General features: G+C 39.4%; 18 protein-coding genes and 1 pseudogene. 13 read left to right on the top strand and 6 right to left on the bottom strand.

All coding sequences use genetic code 11. The features are described from left to right. Positions 1 to 2: 2 nt before the first annotated feature. From AC1M83_RS07825 to AC1M83_RS07790, 8 genes and pseudogenes are all read left to right on the top strand, one after another. Positions 3 to 740, top strand: a pseudogene (locus AC1M83_RS07825) (NYN domain-containing protein); the annotation flags it as partial. Further along, the gene (locus AC1M83_RS07820) at positions 726 to 983 is read left to right on the top strand and encodes an OST-HTH/LOTUS domain-containing protein (RefSeq protein ID WP_373683324.1); all 258 of its coding nucleotides are present in this window, start codon (positions 726 to 728) and stop codon (positions 981 to 983) included. The pseudogene AC1M83_RS07825 and the gene AC1M83_RS07820, both read left to right, overlap by 15 nt. Positions 984 to 999: 16 nt before the next feature. Then, the gene (locus tag AC1M83_RS07815; RefSeq protein ID WP_481590380.1) at positions 1,000 to 2,130 is read left to right on the top strand and encodes a glycerate kinase family protein; all 1,131 of its coding nucleotides are present in this window, start codon (positions 1,000 to 1,002) and stop codon (positions 2,128 to 2,130) included. Between the two features lie 102 nt (positions 2,131 to 2,232). Further along, a complete protein-coding gene (locus AC1M83_RS07810) occupies positions 2,233 to 4,221 on the top strand; it encodes an ATP-dependent helicase (protein ID WP_481590379.1) in 1,989 nt (662 codons plus the stop codon). Between the two features lie 80 nt (positions 4,222 to 4,301). Further along, positions 4,302 to 4,553: an RNA recognition motif domain-containing protein gene (locus AC1M83_RS07805; RefSeq protein ID WP_035266766.1), complete on the top strand. Its 252-nt coding sequence runs from the start codon at positions 4,302 to 4,304 to the stop codon at positions 4,551 to 4,553. A gap of 297 nt (positions 4,554 to 4,850) precedes the next feature. Further along, positions 4,851 to 5,177 (top strand): hypothetical protein, encoded by a 327-nt coding sequence (locus AC1M83_RS07800; RefSeq protein ID WP_035266764.1) that lies wholly within the window; start codon positions 4,851 to 4,853, stop codon positions 5,175 to 5,177. A 193-nt stretch (positions 5,178 to 5,370) separates the two neighbouring features. Next, positions 5,371 to 5,874, top strand: a complete 504-nt coding sequence (locus AC1M83_RS07795; RefSeq protein WP_481590378.1) for a DUF6586 family protein — start codon at positions 5,371 to 5,373, stop codon at positions 5,872 to 5,874. 122 nt (positions 5,875 to 5,996) lie between these two features. Beyond that, the gene (locus AC1M83_RS07790) at positions 5,997 to 6,275 is read left to right on the top strand and encodes a hypothetical protein (protein ID WP_035266758.1); all 279 of its coding nucleotides are present in this window, start codon (positions 5,997 to 5,999) and stop codon (positions 6,273 to 6,275) included. 36 nt (positions 6,276 to 6,311) lie between these two features. On the opposite strand, the gene AC1M83_RS07785 is transcribed toward AC1M83_RS07790, so the two are convergent. The 4 genes from AC1M83_RS07785 to AC1M83_RS07770 all read right to left on the bottom strand — a co-directional run bounded on the left by AC1M83_RS07785 (position 6,312) and on the right by AC1M83_RS07770 (position 10,200). Beyond that, positions 6,312 to 8,030 carry a cation:proton antiporter gene (locus tag AC1M83_RS07785; RefSeq protein WP_481590377.1) on the bottom strand — a complete coding sequence of 573 codons (1,719 nt, stop codon included), beginning with the start codon at positions 8,028 to 8,030 and terminating at the stop codon, positions 6,312 to 6,314. 151 nt (positions 8,031 to 8,181) lie between these two features. Beyond that, positions 8,182 to 8,337: a 50S ribosomal protein L33 gene (rpmG, locus tag AC1M83_RS07780; protein ID WP_001205031.1), complete on the bottom strand. Its 156-nt coding sequence runs from the start codon at positions 8,335 to 8,337 to the stop codon at positions 8,182 to 8,184. A 12-nt stretch (positions 8,338 to 8,349) separates the two neighbouring features. After that, positions 8,350 to 8,586, bottom strand: coding sequence for a 50S ribosomal protein L28 (rpmB, locus tag AC1M83_RS07775; RefSeq protein ID WP_000048256.1), 237 nt, complete (start codon positions 8,584 to 8,586; stop codon positions 8,350 to 8,352). A gap of 165 nt (positions 8,587 to 8,751) precedes the next feature. Beyond that, positions 8,752 to 10,200: a coniferyl aldehyde dehydrogenase gene (locus AC1M83_RS07770; RefSeq protein WP_035266754.1), complete on the bottom strand. Its 1,449-nt coding sequence runs from the start codon at positions 10,198 to 10,200 to the stop codon at positions 8,752 to 8,754. 124 nt (positions 10,201 to 10,324) lie between these two features. Here AC1M83_RS07770 and AC1M83_RS07765 point away from each other — a divergent pair, with 124 nt between their 5' ends. From AC1M83_RS07765 to AC1M83_RS07745, 5 genes are all read left to right on the top strand, one after another. Beyond that, entirely contained in the window at positions 10,325 to 11,017 is a 693-nt protein-coding gene (locus tag AC1M83_RS07765) for a TetR/AcrR family transcriptional regulator (RefSeq protein WP_035266753.1), read from the top strand. 88 nt (positions 11,018 to 11,105) lie between these two features. Beyond that, the gene (gene purU / locus AC1M83_RS07760; protein ID WP_092766746.1) at positions 11,106 to 11,972 is read left to right on the top strand and encodes a formyltetrahydrofolate deformylase; all 867 of its coding nucleotides are present in this window, start codon (positions 11,106 to 11,108) and stop codon (positions 11,970 to 11,972) included. 213 nt (positions 11,973 to 12,185) lie between these two features. Further along, the gene (locus AC1M83_RS07755) at positions 12,186 to 13,004 is read left to right on the top strand and encodes an energy transducer TonB (RefSeq protein ID WP_035266750.1); all 819 of its coding nucleotides are present in this window, start codon (positions 12,186 to 12,188) and stop codon (positions 13,002 to 13,004) included. A 20-nt stretch (positions 13,005 to 13,024) separates the two neighbouring features. Next, positions 13,025 to 13,648: a MotA/TolQ/ExbB proton channel family protein gene (locus tag AC1M83_RS07750; RefSeq protein ID WP_481590376.1), complete on the top strand. Its 624-nt coding sequence runs from the start codon at positions 13,025 to 13,027 to the stop codon at positions 13,646 to 13,648. Then, positions 13,648 to 14,052, top strand: a complete 405-nt coding sequence (locus AC1M83_RS07745) for an ExbD/TolR family protein (protein WP_035266746.1) — start codon at positions 13,648 to 13,650, stop codon at positions 14,050 to 14,052. Before AC1M83_RS07750 ends, AC1M83_RS07745 begins: the two co-directional genes overlap by 1 nt. Before the next feature lie 50 nt (positions 14,053 to 14,102). On the opposite strand, the gene msrA is transcribed toward AC1M83_RS07745, so the two are convergent. Then, on the bottom strand, positions 14,103 to 14,624 hold the full coding sequence (gene msrA / locus AC1M83_RS07740) for a peptide-methionine (S)-S-oxide reductase MsrA (RefSeq protein ID WP_481590375.1): 522 nt from the start codon (positions 14,622 to 14,624) through the stop codon (positions 14,103 to 14,105). Positions 14,625 to 14,707: 83 nt separating this feature from the next. Further along, positions 14,708 to 15,163, bottom strand: coding sequence for an META domain-containing protein (locus tag AC1M83_RS07735; RefSeq protein WP_035266743.1), 456 nt, complete (start codon positions 15,161 to 15,163; stop codon positions 14,708 to 14,710). Positions 15,164 to 15,225 lie beyond the last annotated feature (62 nt).

Here is a 15,225-nt window from a genome sequence, read left to right as displayed (position 1 = left end):
CCATGGATATAGGTAATAAGAAGCTAGCTGTGTTGATTGATGCAGATAATTCTTCAGCTGCTTTAGTAGAGCCTTTACTTGAAGAAATTGCTAAGTACGGTATAGCCATTGTAAAAAGAATTTATGGGGATTGGAGTAGTGAATATTTAAAAAAATGGCGTGATGTATTGCTTCCTCATGCAATTATACCTATTCAGCAGTTTGCTTATACTTCAGGCAAAAATTCTACCGATATGACTTTGGTAATAGATGCTATGGATTTACTTTATAGCGGAACATTTGATGGGTTTTGTATTGTGTCAAGTGATAGCGATTTCACTAGACTTGCGTCAAGAATAAGGGAGAGCGGATTATCTGTATATGGTTTTGGTAAAAAACACACTCCAGAAGCTTTTAGAAAAGCCTGTGATACATTTATTTTTACAGAGAATTTAGATTTAGATAATAAAAATCATAAAGATGAGGATAACAAATCTCCTGATCAGAATTATATAAATAATGACTTAAAGGCATCTAGTTTAAAGCTTGAACCTGCACTAATGAATTTGATTTATAAAGCTGTAAAAGATCAGTCTGATGAGCATGGGTGGGCAAGTTTATCTATGGTACGTAAATATATTAGTAATGTTAAACCCGAATTTGATCCAAGGACTTATGGGAAATCCAAAATTTCTGAATTGTTCAAAGAGCTTGGTGTTTTTGAAATAAAAACTGTAAGAAGTCAGCTGCTAGTAAGAAAACGAAGTTTTAGCCTCTTTGTAAAGCTTGTACAAAATTTAATTAATCAAATATCAAATAATGAAGGCTGGGCAAAAACAGAAGAAGTATTAAAATCTTTAGAATCTGCGGAAATTGATTTTAATCCTTCGAATTATGGTTTTGTTACAACTCTTGATGCATTTAGTTCGATTCATGGTGGGTGGTTAGAGTTTAAAAAAACTAAAAACGCTGACTATGTAAAAGTAAATAAAATTATGCCTTAGAGATTTTAAATTTTAGATGTTATCAATATTACTTGCTCCCGACTCTTTCAAAGAAAGCATGCCTGCTGAGCAGGTATGCATGATTATGAAAAATGCCATCCATAAAGTCTTACCCGATGCACAATGTATTTTGAATCCAATGGCAGATGGTGGTGAAGGAACCATTGATGCATTGGTCATGGCAAAATCAGGATTAAAAATCGCGTGCGAAGCACAAGGCCCATTCGCTAATCAGCGTGTCATGACTCATTTTGGATTAATTGATCAGGGACAAACAGCAGTCATTGAAATGGCGAAAGCCAATGGCATTCATCTCATACCACCTCATTTAAGAAATCCTTTGTTCACTAATACTGTAGGAACAGGGCAACTGATTGCCGCAGCTCTTGAATTCGGTGTGAAAAAGATCATCATCGGATTGGGTGGGAGTGTGACCAATGATGGTGGTGCTGGTATGGCACATGCTTTGGGCGTGAAATTTATTAATCAATATCATGAAGCATTTGAGCCAACAGGTGGAAACTTAAACCAAATCGATTCCATTGATGTGTCACAACTCGACCCAAGATTGACTAAAACAGATATTGTTATCGCTTCAGATGTAAACAATCCATTATGTGGTCCACTTGGCGCATCGTATATTTTTGGTCCGCAAAAAGGGGCTACACCTGAAATGGTGCAAGTATTGGATCATAATTTATTGCACTTTGCAGGGGTGGTAGAGCAGCAGCTTTTAGTCGATTTACGTCATCGATCTGGTGCTGGTGCAGCAGGTGGTTTGGGATTTGGATTGATGGCATTTACAGGCGCAGATATTCGATCGGGTGCTGAATTAATCATTGAGGAAACTCGATTGGCTGAAAAAATTGCGCAAGCTGATTATGTATTTACGGGTGAAGGTAAAATTGATGCTCAGACTCAATTTGGTAAAACCCCATTTGGTGTTGCTCAAGTTGCGCATCAGCAGAATAAGCCTGTATTTGCATTCGCTGGTAGAGTTGGTGAAGGGGTAGAACCATTGTACGAACAAGGATTTCATCACATCTATAGTATTAATCCACCGGATCAAAGTTTGTCAGAATCCTTGAAAAATGCAGTTCAGAATTTAGATTTAACGGTACAAAATATCGTAAGGCAGTATATCTAATTCTCTATGTAAGTGGGCTTTGAGGTTTAAAACTGAAGCGTGTTTGTATTTTCTAAATCTAGCTCTGTTAAACTATTGTTATTGTAAAATTGATGAGTAGCGATGAGTTTAGACAGCCTGATTGATGAATTAAATCCTCAACAAAAACAAGCTGCAACCACAGAAGCCTTACATAGTTTGGTGTTGGCGGGTGCGGGCTGTGGTAAAACCAAAACGATTGTGGCACGTGCTGCTTATCTCATTGATCAAGGTATACCCGCCAATCAAATTCAAATTTTGACGTTTACGCGTCGTGCTGCCAGTGAAATCGTGGCGCGTGTCGAATTGGCACTCGGTGAACAAGCAAAAGGATTACGAGCATCCACATTCCATACTTTTTGTATGTACTTACTGCGACGTATACCAAAAGCTTTCGGCTTAGCGCAATTCTCAATTATTGATCGTGATGATCAACTCATGATGTTTCGTTTGATACGTGGTAAAGATGATAAGAAGAATCCCAATCAGCTCCCGAAGCCTGCTGAATTATGTGATCTGTATTCATATGCTAGAAATACGCGTCAAAAGCTAAGTGTTGCCATAGAAAAGCAAATGCCTGAATTCTTAGCAATGAAAGACCTGATTGCAGAAATCATGAAAGAATATGAAACTCGAAAGCAGGCACGTAGCTTTCTTGATTATGACGATATTCTTGCGATCGTGGCATCAGCTTTAGCACAGTCTGAGGGTCTAGTCGATTATGTGGCCTCGATTTGCAGACATATGCTTGTGGATGAAATGCAAGACACCAATCCATTGCAATGGGCGCTATTAGAGCCTTTAAAGGATCGAGTAAGTTTGTTTTGTGTCGGGGATGATGCTCAATCGATTTATGGTTTTCGTGGCGCAGATTTCGAAAACATTCATCATTTTAAAGAGCGTGTGCCAGCAGCACAGATCTTTAAATTAGAAAAAAACTACCGATCTACTCAAGAAATTTTAGATTTATCAAATTGGTTGCTTGATCAAAGTGAGATTAAATATGACAAGCGCTTAAATGCGTATCGAGGTACAGGCATAAAGCCTAAAATTCATATTTTCCCGAATGAGTTTGATGAAGCAAAATGGATTGCCATAGATATTAAAGAGCGACATTTACTTGAGGGAAGTCCTTGGCGCGATCATATGGTTCTGGTACGTTCAAGCTTTGCAGCTCGTCATATTGAAGCAGCTTTCATTGCAGCCAATGTCCCATATCGGTTTATTGGTGGTATGAAACTTCTTGAAACTGCGCATGTTAAGGATTTACTGAGTTTACTACGGGTCATTGCCAATCCTTCAGACGATATTGCATGGATGCGGTTTTTGACGCTTTGGGATGGGGTCGGTGATGTTGGCGCAAGCCGTTTAGCGCAACAGTTGTTACAGGACCCTCAAGATGACGTCATTGCGGAAAAACTAGAAAAATTTGGACGTATTCCTGCTGAGGCTCTACTCATTATGAAGCAGTTGAATGTGTTAAAGACTGAAGTTAAAGCTTGCGTAAGCTTGGCAATTCAGGCAATAGAAATTCAGTTGAGTGAAAATTACAAAAAGGATTGGGGGCGTCGTCAAGGAGACTTTGAGTTGGTGAAACAGTTAGCTTCAAAACATACTCAGTTAAGTGAGTTTTTAGAAGCCTACGTGCTTGATCCAGTTTCAATCAGTGAAATCGAACGCCAGTCAGATACTGATGTTGTTACCTTGATCACGATACATTCTGCTAAAGGAACTGAACAAAAAGTTTGTTACGTGGCGAATGTGACACCTGGTCAGTATCCACATGCAAGAGCTCAAGGGGATTTTGATGAAGTTGAAGAAGAACGCCGTGTGCTTTATGTAGCACTTACCCGTGCACAAAATGAATTGATTTTAACTAAGCAAAATTTGGTGACGTGGGCAAGGGAACAAGTCGATGAGCAAGGACGAAAAGTTGAAAGCTATTTTCTTAATGATCTTTCAAGACATTTGTGTACAAGTGAAACACATTATAAAACCAGGCAGCAAACGGTTAAGAGTGCTTTGATTGAGCGACAGTCGATTAATTTAGATTTTGGGATTGATCTCGATTAAACTATCTAGATTGTTTCATACAAAAAGTAGAGTAGGCGCGTACTTTTTGGTTTTTTTGCCTATCTTCTTAAGGTTTTTTCATGAAAATTTTAGTTCGTAACTTAGAGCGCAGCATTACTGAAGCTGAGATTCTGGAGTTATTTCAGCAGTTTGGAACAGTAGACTCATGTACATTGGTATTAGATGCTGCAACAGGCAAATCGAAAGGATTTGCCTTTGTTGAAATGCCACATGGTCGTGAAGCTGTGAAAGCAATTAAGGGGCTGAACACCCGTAAAGTTAAAGGTGCAGGTATTCGAGTAAAAGCTGCAGACGAAAAGCCAGAAGCATAACTTGATGTCTAAATAAAGTAGGAGCAGTTATTGCTCCTTTTCATTTGATATTTTATTTAATTTCACTAATAAATATGAATCTTTTTTAGCTTTTTTGACCGACTTTTGTACTTTGAAGAATTGACATATTTTTGAAATGTATTTCTGTTATATATTAATATTTTTATTAAAAATATACACTTAAAATCACATTTATATACAAATTATTGTGAAGTATATCTTAATAATAGATTGAATAAGTTTGAGTGAAGTGTGTAGTATAAAAGCTCCATTATAAAACCCCAAAAGGTTATAAAAATGTCTATTCAAGAATTAAATCATCTAGAAACAGAAATCGTATCAGGTGCAGGTACGTTAATCGGTGACACGCTTCAAAACGCATCAAACTTATTTTCGAGCACATTGAATGTTCAAGCTCCAATTTGGAAGCCACTGAGCCTAATTCCTGGTGTTGGTACAGTTCATCAAGCAATTGATGTTGGCTTCCTTGCGATTTCAGAAGGTCTTTACAAGGCTGGAACACTGTTAGGTGGTGATCAAGATCAGGTCAAATTTCATTATGACAATGAAAAAGGCGATGGGACTTATAATCCATTAGGAATTTTTAAGGGTATTGTTCGCTAATATAACCTTAGATTCATTCGAAAGGGTCAGCCATGCATTTGGCTGGCTTTTTTTTTAAGCAGTATGCATTAATCATCAAGCTTTCAATCAATCTTGTTGATCTAAAATTAATCTTTATTTTTTTCTTAAAAGCATTGCGTGATATGGCGCCAACATTTAAGTTGTATGACATAAATGTTGCTAGGAAGTTTTCATGTCTCGTGTTGCTCGTTTTCATGCAGATCGCACTAATCAAAAACTCTATTTTGCCCGTCTATCATGTCAGCAAGCAGAACAGGCAGATCATATTCAACAAGCTCAAGCCCATCGTGAAGCGGCAGTCTTTCATTTGCATGGAGCGGTTTTGGCATTTTTGCAAGAGTTGGTTCGTTATTACCGTTTAAATGATTTTTCACCTACATTAAAATCTATTGAAGAGCATATGGCCGCTAAAGGGCAAGTTTCTCCAGAAATCACCGTTTTACAGCATCTTGCAAAGGATGGTTTTATTGCAGAACTAAAGCGCGCTTATCGTATGTGCCAGTATGCACCTGAACCAAGTGCACCAGAACCTGAGGATGAGACTTCTTCAAATCTTATTATTAAAGTCACGCAGACACCTCAAGCGTGGTTGCCAGACACTCAAATTCTTCGAGAGTGGCATCGTGACTTAACCCATCTTATTGACGGTTTTCGTAACGAAATGGTTGAGTTTTAATTGTAATCATGACAGTTTTAAACGATTAGACTTGAAATATAAATTTTAGAACTTATATAAAATAGTCTAAGCAATGCAAAGTGCATTCAGCATTTTGCCACCATGTGAATCATGGAGGGTATATGTCTATAGAGCAATTGAAAGAATTATTCGGAACACAAGAAGCAATTTTAGAATTGGTGCAACTTGAGAATGGCGAGTTAGCGCTTCGTCACGCTGCATCTGAAGATGAGCCACTTGTGAAAATTCAATTTAATGATGAAGTGAAAGCTTTATTAGGTGATCATATGCCTTTGATTGCCCAACACATGATTCAGGCTGCGTTATTTGCACTTCTCGAAAAACAATCGAATGAATGGCATGCGGAAGTCGTAGATGAAAAACCACAGTTTTATAGCTAAAAAAAAACCGCGCAAATAGCGCGGTTTTTATTTTACTTAGTGAGATGGTGCATGATGATGTGCGATTTCAATTTGATTTAGAATATGATTACTCATGTTCTTCGCCATTTCTTCCTTCGCGTAATACACTTCACCAATTTCATCTGCACGTATTGCTTCAGCTTCTTCTTTACTTTCCGCACAGATCAAAACTTGAATCTGTGGATTCAGAAGTTTGGCAGTATCTACAATCTTATGAATATCTAAAATATCCATCGGCGAGATAATTAAAAGCCTCGCATGTTGTATATGCGCTTGAATTAATACGCCCGGTTCTGTTGCTGAACCTGATACTGCAGCAATATCTTTTGCACGTAGTTTTTCAACAATTTCTCGATTTTCTTCAGCAATCACCACTTTGATGTTATTTTCCATCAGTGTTTTTGTTAAGCGACGTCCAACTTCTCCATGACCGACCATGACCACTTGATCGCGCAGGTAGTCCTGTGAGACCTCGTCAGGTAACATCGCCAATGGATCACCACTACGCTCAAGCAAACGAGCCAAATGCGAGCGCTCACGAATCCATTTCTGTACGGGTTCAATGGCTGAAAATAAAACAGAATTGAGCGAAATAGAAAATAATGCCCCGGCTAAAATCAAGTTTTGAGCTTCAGGGGTTAATAATCCTATAGATAGACCGAGTGTTGCCAAGATAAAGGAGAACTCACCGATTTGAGCGAGTGAGGCACCTACTGTAAGTGCGGTATTTAATGGATAGCGGAAGAACAAAACCAGCGCCATTGCTGCCAATGTTTTTCCGATCATAATAATGCCAATCACAGCCAGAATATGAAGTGGTTCTTCAACGATAATTGTTGGGTCAAACAACATTCCGACAGAGACGAAGAATAGGATGGAGAATATCTCACGCAGTGGTAACGTTTCTTCTTCAGCACGATGACTGAAGTCAGACTCTTTAACCACCATCCCAGCAAAGAATGCACCTAATGCCATTGAAACGCCAAAAACTGCATACGAACCATAGGCAATGGATACGGCTGCTGCAACCACAGTCAATGTAAATAGCTCGCGAGAACCTAAGCGTACGACAAACTGAATAATTTTAGGAATGAGGCGCTTACCTATAATCAGCATAAAGGCGATAAAGCCCGTAACTTTAAGTAAGGTTATTCCTAAAGTCACAAAGACATTTTGATCTGGATTGGCGCCTTCGAGTGCTGTTCCGCCGAGGAGTACGGCTGTAGCGGGTAATAAAACTAAAGCGAGCACCATAACTAGGTCTTCGACGAGTAGCCATCCCACAGCAATTTTTCCATTGACTGAATCCAATAAGCCTCGGTCACCCAAAGCTTTCAGGAGTACCACAGTACTCGCACAAGATAAGCTTAAGCCAAACACCAATGCTGACCCAAAACTCCATCCCCATAGCATAGAGACGCCAATCCCGAGGATGGTAGCCACTGTGATTTGTAAAATTGCACCAGGGACAGCAATACGCCGAACTTGCATTAAATCTTTCAGTGAAAAGTGCATCCCGACACCGAACATCAAAAACATGACGCCGAGTTCTGCGAGTTGATTGGCTAGTGTGATATCGGCGACGATACCGGGGGTTTTAGGGCTAATAATAATGCCGGCAATGAGATAGCCAACGAGAGGGGGTAGACGTAAACGTGCGGCGATAAAGCCAAAAATAAGGGCTAAGCCAAAACCAACCGCAAGCAATATAATTAAATCTACATCATGTGGCACTAATCACCCCTTAAATATTTATAAATTATGAATTGGCTTTTGAGCTGTATAAGCATAAAAAATGCCAAACTGAGATTAAATTTTAACAACCTGAAGAAAAAAAAGGCAAAAAAAACGACCCAATGGGTCGTATTTTTTTAAAGAACTAAAATTATTTGATTTTAGCTTCTTTGAAGATTACGTGTTGACGGATTTTTGGATCAAATTTTTTGATTTCCATTTTTTCCGGCATAGTACGTTTGTTCTTAGTAGTGGTATAGAAATAACCTGTACCAGCAGAAGAAACTAGGCGAATCTTATCACGCATTTTCGTTGCTCCTTAGATCTTTTGACCTTGAGCACGTAGGTCAGCAACAACCTTTTCGATGCCCAATTTGTCGATAATACGCATACCTTTAGTAGTTAGACGAAGACGTACGAAACGTTTTTCGCTTTCTAACCAAAAACGGTGGTGGTGCAGGTTCGGCTCGAACCGGCGCTTAGTTTTGTTGTTGGCGTGTGAGACGTTGTTACCAACGACTGGACGCTTGCCGGTAACTTGGCAAACCTTAGACATGGTGTAACTCCATTGATTTAGCCAACAGCAAACCTGTATGGCCAGTCAAAATAAAACGGATTGAATTCATTCAAGGGGCGTTTTATATCAAAAATACGCTTAAAAGACAAGCGAAATTGATAAAAACAGGGCATGACCTGTTGTGATAGATCATGCCTTGATCATTTAACGAAGAAAGGCTTTACGGATAAGACTAGGGATCGGTCTATTAAACGGAGGCAGTACGTATTTCAAGCTGAATAGCTTTGGAATAGACATGACTGAGCGTTCATTTGATAAACTGAAGAAGCCTTCGGGACCATGGTATCTGCCCATACCAGATGCACCAACGCCACCGAAAGGTAGATCATCTTGTGCAACATGAGTAACAACAGCGTTTTGACCAAAGTGTCCAGAGTGAGTACGTTGCGAAACGTATTCTGCTCGAGCATCGTTAAAGTCGAAATAGTATAATGCAAGTGGACGTGGTCGGTCATTAATAAACTCGATAACTTCGTCTATTTGATCATATTCTAAGATTGGTAAAATTGGACCAAAGATTTCGTTCTTCATAATTTCCATATCAGGGCTGATATTGGTCAGAAGGGTTGGCGCTATTTTACGTACAGAAGCAAGTTCTTCTTTTAATGGGTTAATTTCAGTGACTTGAGCACCATTTTGAATCGCATCTTCTAAGTAACCTTGTAAGCGTTTATTTTGCTTATCGCTCACTATAGAGGTGTAATCTTGGTTGTCACGTAATGTTGGATACATCGTTTTCGCAACGGTTTCAAACTGGTGAATAAACTCTGAAGTTTTACCACGTGGTAGGAAAATATAATCTGGTGCGACACAAGTTTGACCCGCATTCCACAATTTACCGAATGCAACACGCTCCGCGACATCCTTTAAGTCAATTGAAGGGTGCACGATAACTGGTGATTTACCACCAAGTTCTAGAATAACTGGAACTAAGTTTTCAGATGCTGCTTTCATTACAGTCTTACCAACATTGGTAGAGCCTGTGAAGACTAATTTATCAAATGCAAGATGACTGAATGTGTCAGAGATTACGCCACCACCTGTAACAACGGCAACTAACTCTTGTGGGAACGCTTCAGATAAAGCATTTTGTAATACATAGCCAAAGTTACGAGAGGTGCTTGAAACTTTAATCATGGCATGGTTGCCCGCTGCCAATGCACATACTAATGGGCTAATCGCCAATAATAAAGGGTAGTTCCAAGGGGAAATGATACCGACAACACCTAAAGGTTGATACTGAACCCAACCTTTTGCAGGTTGATGTAAAATACCGATATGGCGTTTAGAAGGCTTCATCCACTCTGTTAAATGTTTGCTGTAATATTTGATTTGTTCGAGTGAAGTGAGTAGTTCACCAATTTTCGTTTCAGAAACCGAACGATTACCATAATCTTGGCTAATTGCTTCTGCAATTTGGTCCTGATATTTAATCAAAACTGCTTTAAGACGAGCCAAACGTTCAATACGCTGTTTTGCTGTCGGGTTCGGATAACGTCGATAGGCTGCTTTCTGAAGCGCTAGAAGATCATGTAAATGCTGAACTTCCGATGCTTCAGTCGTCATTAAATTTGTTTTTGTTTGACTGTTCATGACCAGTACCACTAATGTAAGGGTTGATGTGATTTTTATTTTTAGAGTAAATACTCTAAAAGTCAAGTCACTTTTATGTTAGCTTGGGCTAAACGTCATTATTCTTGTTATAGATGGTATTAGGATGTCGCATTCCAAAACGTTAAAAACCAAAGACCGAATCTTGCAAATTAGTTTGCAACTCTTTAACGAACGTGGAGAGCGATCTGTCACAACTAACCATATCGCAGCAGAGTTAGGTATTAGCCCTGGTAATCTCTATTATCACTTTCGTAACAAGCAAGAGATCATTAAAGAGTTGATGGAGCAATATCAGCATGCAACTTTAGAGCTGCTAGCATTGCCAGAAGACCGTGATGTAAATGCCAATGATAAAATCCGATACTTTCAAGTACTCAGTAGTCAGTTATGGGCCTATCGTTTTCTGCATCGTGATGTATATCATTTAACCGAAAATAATGATGACTTTAGAAAAATTTACCCGCGTTTCGCAGGTAAAGTGATGCAACAAGGTCAAAAGATTTACAGAGCCTTCGTCAATGCAGGTCTCATGCAAATGACAGAGTCTGAAATTGAAGCGTTGATCATCAACCTATGGATTGTCCTAACCAATTGGACGAACTTTCTCTATATGTCTGGTCATTTAAAAGATTCCAACCATTTAGATGAAAAGTGGGTTTGGCAGGCACTGCGTCAAATGGTGTTTCTTGAAGGTCCTTATTTACGTGGTGAAAGTCGTCAGACTTATGAGCGTTTGCTTGAAACGTTGGGAACATCTGAATTATTTGCCAGTCTTTCTGCTGATCGAGAAGATTGATTTCAGCAAAGATAATTTGAAAGCATTAAAAAAAGAGTTAGAATACGCGGCTGTTTTTCAATTTAACTGTTAAGTGATATAAATCATCATGAATATGACAACTGCTAACACAGCACGTTTACTGATTACTTGCGAAGATAAACCAGGAATCGTGCAGGCTGTATCGAGCTTTTTGTATCATCAAGGGGCAAACATCACTGCGCTTGATCAATATGCAACAGAAGCTCAGGGCGGGCGTTATTTCATGCGTGTTGAGTTTGAACTCGACAATTTGCAAAGCCGTAAGGAAAATATTCTACAAACTTTCGCCACAAACGTAGCTGAACGTTACAACATGCATTGGCGTCTAGCTTTAGTGTCAGATGTAAAGAAAGTCGGTATTTTGGTATCGAAGGTCGATCATGCCTTGCTTGAGCTTTTATGGCGTCATGCACGTGGTGGATTACCTTGTGAAATCACTAAGGTTGTGTCGAATCATGAAGATCTACGTGAGTCTGTGGAAAACTTCGGTATTCCTTTTGAAGTTGTGCCTGTCAATAAAGAGAACAAGCGCGAAGCATATGCAAAAATTGATGAGTTAATGCAAGGTAATGATTTGCTTGTACTCGCACGTTATATGCAGATTCTTGATGAAGAGTTCGTCTCTAAGTGGGAAATGAAAGTGATCAACATTCATCATTCTTTCCTTCCAGCTTTTGTGGGTGCTAACCCTTATAAGCAAGCGTATGAAAAAGGAGTAAAACTGATTGGTGCAACAGCGCATTATGTGACAGCTGATTTGGATCAAGGTCCGATTATTGAACAAGATGTTGAGCGTGTCAGCCATGATTTTACAGTTGATCAATTACGTGAATTAGGTCAAGACGTTGAGCGTAATGTCTTGGCGCGTGCTGTTAAGTGGCATTTAGAAGACCGTATCATTGTTGATGGTAATAAAACTGTGGTATTCCAGTAATTTTTAATTAAATATCACTGATTTATTAAGGCATGCGTGAGCATGCCTTTTTTATTGATGATCAAAAAAACTCATCAAAACTGCAGAATTAATAGTTGCAAATGAAAACACTTCTCATTTATTATTGGCGTACTTTAATTGTACTAACCGATAAGTTTGATTGAAATCTTCCTTCTGAAGACAGCGTCAATGTATATCAGGTCATAAATTTTAATGAGCCCATCTTCCATTCCTATGATGCAAAATCCAATCTCAATGAAAAAGAAAGTGCTTACTTCGCTCATTGCAGTGGTGATCGGGCATATTGGTGTTTTATTTGCCGTGAGTCAGATGAAAACACCTGAATTAAAACCTATTGATAAAGACCCAATTAAGGTTCGTTTTGTTCAGATTAAAGAGGATGCGCCACCGCCGCCACCTCCTGTTGAACCTGTGAAACCTCAAGTTCAACCAAAACCAGAACCTAAAGTCGTTGAACCACCTCCTGTGGTTAAACCCAAAGTCATTGCTGAAAAGCCTAAACCTGTCGAACAAAAAGCAATTGTTCAAGAAGATAAATTAGAAAAGCAAAAGCAGGAACAACAGCGTTTAGAGCAAGAACGTAAAAATCGTGAGTTGCTTGAACAGCAGCGACGTGAGCAAGCATTGCGTGACCAACAGCTACGTGAGCAACAAGAACGTGAGCGCTTGGAAAATGAAAGACGCGAACAAGAACGTCGTGAGCAGCAAGCACGGAATACACCAAAGAATTTAAGTATTGGGCAAATATCATGGTCTCGTACACCGAAGCCATCATATACCAACCGAGATTTACAAGGTTCTGATCGTACTGTTGTAGTATCGATTGAAGCGGACACTAACGGTAATGTAGTGAATGCCAGAATCACAAAATCAAGTGGAATTGATTCGCTTGATCAAAAGATTTTACGCTCAGTGCGTAATGCAAAATTCAGACCTTATAAGGAAAATGGTGTGGCTTATCCGTTTAGAGCGGAACAACCATTTGAACTTAAGTTGAATTCTAACGGCTAACTTTTATTAGGAGTTCGAGTATGAACTTTTCAGTTTATTGGCAACATGCTGATGCAGTCAGTAAGACGCTTTATTTCGTTTTACTCGCAATGTCTATTGCGACATGGACAATTGTCGTTTTACGTGTGATAGGAACACGTCAACTGAAAGAAGTTGCTTATGCTCAACTCTCTAAAGCATTAGCAGGATTGAAAGCAAAACTCGCTCCTTTGGGATTTGAACAACGTAAAGCTGTTGCTGAGCAAGCTTTATTGCGTCAGATTGCTTTGGAAAAAGCATCTGCTGAAAAAGGTGTTGCTGTACTCGGAACAATTGCCTCACTTGCACCATTTGTAGGGCTATTTGGTACAGTATGGGGAATCTTCCATGCATTGGTTGCAGTAGGTAAAAGCGGTCAAGCAGGACTTGCACAAGTTGCAACCCCTGTAGGTGAAGCCCTGATTATGACTGGTATTGGTTTGGCAGTTGCTATTCCAGCAGTGATCGCATACAACATTTGTATTCGCTTTAATCGTACATTAAGTAATGAACTACAAGATCATGCTCACAGTCTGTTAATCGACACGATGCTGCAACAAGATTCTTCTGCGCAAAAAGTTGAAGTGAAAGTGACTCAAGAAAGTTACGTTGGAGGTCAAGCTTAATGGCTTTTCAATTGGGTGAAGACAACGATACAGGCATGACGGAGATGAACCTCATCCCGTTAATTGACATTATGTTGGTTTTGATGATCATCTTCTTGGTGACAGCGACCGTTGCTAACCCATCAATTCCATTAACTTTACCAAAAACGACAGCGGATATCATTGATCCACCACCTGAATCGATTCAAGTAAGCATTAACTCACAGGGTGAGATTGCATGGGATTCAGAAATTATCAGCTTAGATGAATTGCAAAAAAGATTTAACGATGCCGGTGGTTCAGCACAACAACCGACGATTATTCTTAAAGCAGATAAAGAATCACGTTATGATACTGTTGCTCAAGTGATGTCACGTGCAAGCGAAGCCGGGCTTGCTGACATTGCCTTTGCCACAGATAATTAACTGATTAACATGAGAAAAGCGACCATAAGGTCGCTTTTTTTAAACCTGTATTAGTCTTTGAGTAAACCTTCAAATTTAGAGCGCAGCTTTAAAAGTTTTGGTGGGATACTAAAATTGCAGTAGCCTTGAGTCGGGTTACGAGCAAAGAAATTTTGATGATATTCTTCAGCAGGGTAGAAGGTCGGTACTGAGCTTAGTTCTGTAACAATATCTAAACCTTCTGCTTTTAACTGTCGAATCGCTTTCTCTGCAATCTGGCGCTGTTCTTCATCAAAATAATAAATGACAGAGCGATATTGCGTACCTATATCATTACCTTGGCGATTGAGTGTGGTTGGATCATGTGTTGCAAAAAATACATCAAGCAATTGAGCAAAGCTAATTTGACTTTCATCAAAATCCACTAAAACCACTTCCGCGTGATGGGTGTCTCCTTTGCAAATGTCCTCATAGCTTGGATTGGCCGTATACCCACCCGCATAACCACTCACGACTTTAGTGACACCTTTGAGTTGAAGGAAAACTGCTTCAACACACCAGAAGCATCCGCCACCGAGCAAAGCTTGTTGCATGGGATTCACCTTATTGAGTTGCAATGACTGAAATAATGGGGGGTAGAATGAAAAAAGCAACCAGTGAAATGGTTGCTTAACTGTTAACGCGGTTGTATTGCAGACTCATACTGCAATACTGGATTACCATTCTCATCGAGTAGGCGAAGCGTTTTGTCATAGACTTGGAATGCCGCGACTTTTGCCAAGGCAGCATTATAGCGATTTGCAAGTTCTTGAGTATTCACGCACATCATTTGTGTAGTCGCAACTTCACTCAAGCTAATTTTGTCAGCTTTAATGCTATATGCACCCATAAAACGGTTACAACCATCTGCACCACTCAAACGACTAGATGCTGCATCAAATTGAATACTTGGAACATTGTGTGCAGTAGGGTCGGTTTTAAATTCTGTTGCGCCGATATGTGTCAAAATCCAAGTTTTATTTTGCAATTGATTAAGTGCTTGTTGCTGCTTTTCAGCAGATGGTGTTGTGGTACATGCTGTAAAAAGTAATGCTGAGCCTATAACGGATACGGCTAAAAGTTGTTTTAACATATGAAATGCCCCTGTGTTATTTCTTTCTAATATAAATTAAATTCAAGTCAATTTTATGTATA

This window comes from Acinetobacter sp. 25-47-130, from assembly GCF_056779705.1.
The sequence above is the reverse complement of the archived record's forward strand: the minus strand, read 5'-3'. Positions and strand labels throughout refer to the sequence as shown.